7 protein-coding genes are annotated in these 6,940 nt (G+C 54.6%); 4 read left to right on the forward strand and 3 right to left on the reverse strand.

Going from position 1 to position 6,940, the window contains the following annotated elements:
- Window positions 1–197 precede the first annotated feature (197 nt).
- The 4 genes from AC4GMC_RS16520 (at window position 198) to AC4GMC_RS16535 (ending at window position 3,074) form a co-directional block, all read left to right on the forward strand.
- Window positions 198–641, forward strand: coding sequence for a glycine zipper family protein (locus AC4GMC_RS16520; RefSeq protein WP_487879529.1), 444 nt, complete (start codon window positions 198–200; stop codon window positions 639–641).
- Between the two features lie 26 nt (window positions 642–667).
- Window positions 668–1,963, forward strand: a complete 1,296-nt coding sequence (locus tag AC4GMC_RS16525) for a peptidoglycan-binding domain-containing protein (RefSeq protein ID WP_487880484.1) — start codon at window positions 668–670, stop codon at window positions 1,961–1,963.
- A gap of 77 nt (window positions 1,964–2,040) precedes the next feature.
- Window positions 2,041–2,175 (forward strand): hypothetical protein, encoded by a 135-nt coding sequence (locus AC4GMC_RS16530; protein WP_256415914.1) that lies wholly within the window; start codon window positions 2,041–2,043, stop codon window positions 2,173–2,175.
- Between the two features lie 185 nt (window positions 2,176–2,360).
- A complete protein-coding gene (locus tag AC4GMC_RS16535; RefSeq protein WP_487880485.1) occupies window positions 2,361–3,074 on the forward strand; it encodes a hypothetical protein in 714 nt (237 codons plus the stop codon).
- 307 nt (window positions 3,075–3,381) lie between these two features.
- Here the strand turns inward: AC4GMC_RS16535 and AC4GMC_RS16540 are convergent, their stop codons facing one another.
- The 3 genes from AC4GMC_RS16540 to AC4GMC_RS16550 all read right to left on the reverse strand — a co-directional run bounded on the left by AC4GMC_RS16540 (window position 3,382) and on the right by AC4GMC_RS16550 (window position 6,555).
- Entirely contained in the window at window positions 3,382–4,761 is a 1,380-nt protein-coding gene (locus tag AC4GMC_RS16540; protein ID WP_487884371.1) for an exonuclease domain-containing protein, read from the reverse strand.
- A gap of 199 nt (window positions 4,762–4,960) precedes the next feature.
- The gene (locus AC4GMC_RS16545; protein ID WP_487879476.1) at window positions 4,961–6,268 is read right to left on the reverse strand and encodes a HipA domain-containing protein; all 1,308 of its coding nucleotides are present in this window, start codon (window positions 6,266–6,268) and stop codon (window positions 4,961–4,963) included.
- Window positions 6,265–6,555 (reverse strand): helix-turn-helix domain-containing protein, encoded by a 291-nt coding sequence (locus AC4GMC_RS16550; RefSeq protein WP_487879477.1) that lies wholly within the window; start codon window positions 6,553–6,555, stop codon window positions 6,265–6,267. The genes AC4GMC_RS16545 and AC4GMC_RS16550 overlap by 4 nt, the downstream gene beginning before the upstream one ends.
- Window positions 6,556–6,940 lie beyond the last annotated feature (385 nt).

The raw sequence follows: 6,940 nt of genomic DNA on the forward strand, positions 1-6,940 counted from the left end.
TGCACCCTCTTTTTAAGTCGCACTTTTATATGCGTCTAGTTTTTTTATTGACTCATAAGAGCTCCCGTAAGAACCATTGTGAGACTTATAACCGATTCCCGACGGGACCGTCACAATTTTAGGCGTGTCACAATTCTGTGCCATGTCGCCATCTAACCCTCTCGCTTGACTTTCGGGAAGGGAAAAGGAGCTGCTGAATGAATTTTATGACGAAAACCCAGGTCTTTGGCCTGATCTCGATCTTGGCCATGACCGGTTGCGCCGAACTGGAGCCGCTGACCGAGTATCGCCCCGTTGTGGATACAGAGCGTACGAACATGACCCGCTTTGAGAGTGATCTCGAAGCTTGCCGTAGAGTCGCGGTGAAAGTCGAGGCGGACTATCGTCAACGCCAGCAGGAACAGATGGGTGCAAATATTATGGCCGGACTTCTCGTCGGCGCTGTCACTGGCGCGGTCGTGGGAAGCGGAAGCAGTTATCAGGGCGAGTTAGCAGCCTACGGTGCCGCGTCCGGCATGGCCGCAGGGGCAGCGGCGAATGACTATTCCTATGATCTTGTGACCTACGGCCCCCGCCGCGTCGTAGATCGCTGCATGGCTGAACGCGGCCACACGATCTTAAACGACATTGGCCGCGGCTAAGGCGCTTTGCTGAAAGGACCTCAAGTATGATGAAACTGCGCACGCTCACCGCATCATTGCTGATCAGCACCTGCCTTGCTGGGCAGACAATGGCTCAGGAAAGCTCGGCACTTGATACAGAAATTGCCGCCATCGACAGCCAAATCACCGAGGTGGATGCCACGATCGCCCGTTATGAGGGTGGACTGATCCGCATGCTTGCCGAAAGCCGGAGAGAAGCACTGCTATTATTGCGCACGATCGTTGAGGCCCGGCAAGAGGCTGAGGCCGCGGGCGCTACCCTCGACGTCACCGTGCCGGCGGTAGAGCCTAATCCCGAACGTGCAGAGCAGCTTCTTGGTGAAATGGCCGCGCAACAACAGCGTGTCGAAGTGGCCGAACAAGAGGCAGCATCCGCCGGTGGCCTGATACAGGCGGTGGCTCTAAGCCGCGTCGAAACCGAGAAGCTCACCCTCGCTCAGTTGCAGATGGCCTATTTGCAAGCACGCTATGGCATCGCATTCCCCGTAACACCTCAAGCAGTAGCTCCGACGACGCCAAGCCAGGATGCACCACCGCCCGCGGCCACGGCAGAAAATGACGAGGAGACGGTCGCCCTACCCTGGGCTGATCCCGATTACCCGAAAATCGATTACAACCTCGCACCGTTTGAGCAGGCGCACAACGAGGGGGATCGGATTGCGGGCTGGTGGACCATTAACGAGGAGCGCGCTGCGATCGATGACAGCCCTTCAGTAGTGGCCGTTAATTATTCAGCCTACAACCCCGGCAGTTATGGTGGCATCACGGCCCTAATTGCTCAGTGTCGTGAAGGCGATACGTCAGTTGTGTTCGTGCAAGATGATTTTTTAATCAGCGCCATTCGGCGAAATTCGTTTGATATTACCTACCGGATTGATGATGCCCCCGCACAGCAAACGCGCTGGAGCGAACTAACGAGCAATAAAGGCGCAGGGCTCTTTGGCTCAAAGTCAGAAGACTTCTTGCGAGAGCTCTATGATGCCACAGATTTCTTCATTCGCTTGAGAGACGGAGATGGTCAACGTCATGATGCAGAGTTTGACCTTTCCGGCATTCAGAAAGCGATCGAGGCTGTCGCTGGCGCATGCGGCTGGTCCACGCTCAACCTCTCCCGCGACGACTACCGTGCGATCCAGACCATGCTGAACGCCGGTGGCTTTGATGCAGGCACACCGGACGGGGTTTGGGGTAATGGATCGCGCAACGCGATGCGCGCCTTCCAAGAACAAAACGATTTAGCACCAACTGGAGCGCCTGACCGCGCGACGCTTGAGGCATTGGGCATTCAGGCCAGCGATTAGAACCATCAAATCAGTGCGGCCCACAGGATGGGACGGTGCCTCGAGCGCGATGCCGCAGCAAGAAAGGAAACAAAATCATGGAATTCATCATCGCAGGCGCCATCGTCTTCGGCATCATCGGGTTCTTCGTCGATGGTGGCAAAGGCGCGCTCTGGGGGGCAATCCTCGGACCCTTTGGCCTGATCATTGCTGCTATTTTGAAGGGTAAATAAGAGATAGCGATACGCGGCGAAGCCGAACCGCCACGAACAGCGGGCCTCTTCTCGACCGGTTCTAGCGTCGACATGAACATTCGATTTAGGTCTCGTACGGCTGGTCTTCGAACGCAACCTATCCGTCAACGTCAGAATGACGAGTTCGGCTTGCGATAGTAGCACAATTTGGCAAAACTGCCATCATGGCTGATGAACCCCAAACACAGATCAGGACCGAGAGCCGCAAACCTCGTTGGGTCTACTTAAAGCAGAGCGCTGCACACCTGTGGCTCGGCATATGCGCTCTCTGGCCTCTTTGGGTCGTCATCTTTTCTTTGGTCGCATTTTGGATGATTCTTGTCTGCTTCGGCTGTGGGGAAAACTACATCAGGTGGCTCGGGACGGCTCTGCAAATAAGTGGTGTTATAACGGTTGCCATACGATTGAGAGGAGCAGAACGGCTTTTCGGAAAGGCGACTATTCGAGAAAGAGTTTCGATTTACTTCAAGAATTTCCCCCGACGCCATGTTAGTAACCAAATAATTACAGCCCAAGGAATCTCCATGGCGGCCAGCACTGGGAAAGCCAGGGTAAGTATTGCACCCGGCCCAGACACAACGCTCAAGAGACGCGTGGAAATACTGGAAGATGAAACAAAAAACCTCTTTGTTGCGGTTGAAGAGCTCGGAACCAATCTTGGAGCACAGTCGAAAGAATTAGCGCTTAAGATCAACGGAGAAATAGCCGAAAGAAAGGCATCCCATCGAAGCTTCGAGGAGCAGCTTAAGAGGGCCCTTATCGGTGATATTCACATCGACTGGTGGGGCATTATTTTCTTCATTATTGGAATTATTCTGGCAAGCTTATCGCCAGAAATATCGGATTTTCTTTCGGGTGCCGGATTTTGCGCAAAATAAATACCGTGTTTAAAAACTGGCCAGATACGAATATTGGGTCGCTCGAATGCGCTCATGACCTTAGGAGGAAATTTGAGCTCTATAGACTAAATTGAGCTCGGCCACGGCATTCGTGATACTCTTTACGGAAGATTGCCTTAGGGAACACAGGCAAAATACCGTCAGTGCAACGCAACCCTATCTGATTTGCCCTGTTCCCGCCTGTAGCTCTCCACAAATGTGGCAGTATTTCGGCGCAGCCTTGCCATTTCGGAGGTCTGCCTGAGTGAAACAAATCCACCCAATACAACATCCTTGTTTTTTGTAACTACGCATCTCGTGCGCGCCACTCCAATAGAAAAGACGCAATCACATTGAGCTCATTGGGCTCGACAGCACCGGCAGCACGCAAATCACGCAGTGCTGCTTCCGCCTTTTTCAAGGTCATCCATTCGGTTTCAGGGACGTCGGGCGCCGACCACTTATCCCGCAGATAGGATTTGAAGAGCGCCATCTCATCTGCCGTCAGCAGTTCAGGGCTGTAAAACGCCACCAACCGCCGACCGAGCTGACGCAGCCGAGGGTCTGAAAGACTTACAACGATTTCCTGCCGGCGCGGCCAGGTCGCATGCTGAAACTCCTGCAAGAGCTGCTTGTCGGCGTTTGAATAGAATTCCCCATAAATCTGCCGCTCAACTGGCTTTGGCGGAGCGTCGGGATCTTCAGCGAAGCGAGCGGCCATTGCCGCGCCGACACGCCGACGAAACTCAGGCGCGTTGGCGATGACCGTCGCCCGGTGCCGATGCTCCGCGCTGGGCGCTGCGTGTTCGAGGAGCGCGGGAGCCTTATTTGTGGACACGCCCCTAATGATCTTCGGCGTGGCGTCTACTGCCGCGAAGATCGCTTCATCCGATGCCTCGAGCAAATCAGACGGGTCCGCAGCATCCAGATCGAAAAACGCGGCCTGCGCACTGTTGCCGTGAGAGTATCCACAGAAACAGCCCACGTAGGATCGTGGTTCACCGCCGCCAAAGCGCGTGACCAACTCGTAGGGCCGAAAGCTTTCAAGCTTTGCCTGCAAGCGTGCCTTGTGGGCGTTGTCGATCAATTCGGACCAAAGCGCTGGGCTGCGTGTTGCGATTAGGCGCGCGATATGGATGGTCGCCTCAACATCCCCCAGGGCATCATGCGCGTTGTGGGCATTGAAGCCGTTTGCAGGCGCTAGCCGATCAAGCTTAAAGCTCTGCCGGCCAGTGTCATCGGTTGGCCAGACGAGAAGATCCGAGTGTCGGGCATAAGCGGCATAGACAGCAGGCAAAATGTCGAAGCGCGTGTTTCCGTTGAACTGCGTGGCGTAAATGTTCGGCGACAGGTTCTGATAGAAGGTCTGCCGCAGCACCTCCTCGTCAAACTTGATCGTGTTGTAGCCCACCCAGATCGCCGGCGCCCATCGCTCGGTCAACTCAGCTACCTGTTGCGAGAACTCGAACAGCGATGGTAGGCTTGGGTCTGTCAACTGATCAGGACTGATGCGGGTGACAACCAACGCCTGCGGTGACGGCAGGATATGAGGCGCCAAACGACAGCGGATGTTAACCCGATCCTTTTCCACAAAATTCTCATCCGTCCAGATCGCGGCGAACTGCAGCGGCTGGTCGAACTCGGGCGAGATCCCCGTGGTTTCAAGATCGTAAAAGACAAAATCCATGAGATGTCCCTACACTGGAATATTAGGCAAATCCATCTTCCGGCACCGGGGGAGGCAAAAGCGACGGCTGCCTAAACGTCATGCCGGTCCGAAGGCAGGGTGTCGGCTAACACGCACCAAAAGCTTATGACGGCACGATCAGTCTCAAATCCTCTGTCAAAATGCGGCATCTTTGGAGTATGATAATTACGGCGATCACTTACAGCCTTCCGACCATCCTCAGAGCATTGCCTTCAACTGCTTCAGCAGTCTGCGTCACATATCCTTTTGTAGCGCCCGTCAGTTCAATGACTTCACTCGTAACCTTCGTCCTGTTCGCCACCATCGCGTCAACGATCTGCTGCACGCGTTTTTTCACATCGGTGGGACGATAGCCGATTTCGCGCGCGATCGCTTCCCAATGCCGACCCGCGATCATGTCAGAGCGCCGCTTCTTGCCATCGATAGACTGCGCATAGGTCTTCACAACATGAGGCCAAGAGAGGACCGTCGAGACATCGTAAAGCGGCGCGAGGCGCGGTGAGGCGTCAACCGGGAGGATCATGGAATAGTTCTTTGCATGAGCATCAGTGTTGGCAACGAGGATGTTGAAGATAACTTGGTCTAGGAGTGCCAACGCATCACTGGCGCTGACATAGCGTCCGGTCTCGAGAAGAGCCTTCAGGTCAAGCCCAGGTAGCGTGCCACGCTCGTATTTCCGGCCAGGCGGGATGCCGTTGGCCTGCGCAAAGTCCTCTTGGTGGAGCCGCAGAAGCTGACCACTACGACCTACCCTACGATCATAGCGAAGCACACCGATCGCTGTCCGCTCTGAGGATTGGAGGATTGTCGCTTTTGCGGCTTCGATCCCAGTGGCCTGCGCCATCCGCAAACACCAAACTTCGTTCTCAGTAATCCCAGGCAGATTGGGATTGTCAGGCTTTACAATCAAGGTGGATGGCGCCCCATTAAGGGGAACGGCAAGCACGTCACCCTCCTCAGGAAGACGCAATACAGGCACGCCTTCTGGGTCGAGAACAGCAAGCGCCGACTTCTTTTGGCCACCTGCCAAAGACTGGCGCACGCCTTCCTCGCCAACCAGAAATGGCCTACGACCAAGATCCTTGAAGTGACGTTCAAGCGCCAGACGCGGATCAGTTGTGTCATAAAAGCTGGTGAGAGGCGCATAATCCCAACGAGCTCGATCTGTTGCCGCGCCAAAAGAAAGAGCGCCGGCGGTATCGCCACCAATCTCAGCCAGCACAGCGAGAACGTCTGCCTGATCGAGACCGAGGGACCGCGTCAGAACCTGGAGCTGTTCTTCTTCTGGTAAGAGGTTGGCGAGCCAAGGGGAGACGATGTCAAATGGGTAAGGGTTGGTACGGAGGGGCATCGTGACAGACAAAGGAAACGCCCCAACCGTCTGCAGCCACCGCTCGGTATATTGTAGAGTGAGAGACCCGTCCGCCGCAACATCAACCTGCCCCACCGCCAGAGCATTAAACCAAACCGTAACAGAGGCGGTCACTGATACTCTCCGAGATCATAGCCTCCAGTTGCCTCTGGAGCACTGGCCTCGGCCGTGTAAGAGCCGTCTGCGACGATCGTCGGCAGGGGGGCTCTCAAAGCATCAGCGATCCGCTTAAGTGTCGTCAACCGTGAATCGCGCTTACCAGTCTCGATCAAGGACAGCGCAGGCGCACTGATGCCGGTGAGCCGTGCTAGTTGTTCGAGGCTCAAGCCTTGCACGAGACGGGTTTCACGGATCCGCTTACCGGTACCTGCCAGTAGTTCCTTATCTGTGTCATCCACCATCTTCTGCCACCTTACCTTTTTCAGTAAATGTAGCAGAGTTGTGGGTAAGAATAAAGATATCTTATCTTAAACGATAAAATCACCACTTTCGGGCAGGATTCACGGCGCCCCTTATTGAATAAGGTAATAACCTCAAAGGGGCTAGACAGCCTTTAAGGCAAGGATGGATGTTTGCGAATTAGGGCCAGTAACTGCCAAACCCGATGATTACAAACGAATCCCCCTTTTTGGGCTATGCGACTCGTCAAACGTTGACATGGCGTTGACATGGACTGAACGCTTAAAGCCCGACTGATTAGGTCGGGCTTTAAGCGTTTGATTTAGCGTATTTTTTTGGTTGCGGGAGTAGGATTTGAACCTACGACCTTCAGGTTATGAGCCTGAC

This window comes from Thalassobacter sp., assembly GCF_982993085.1.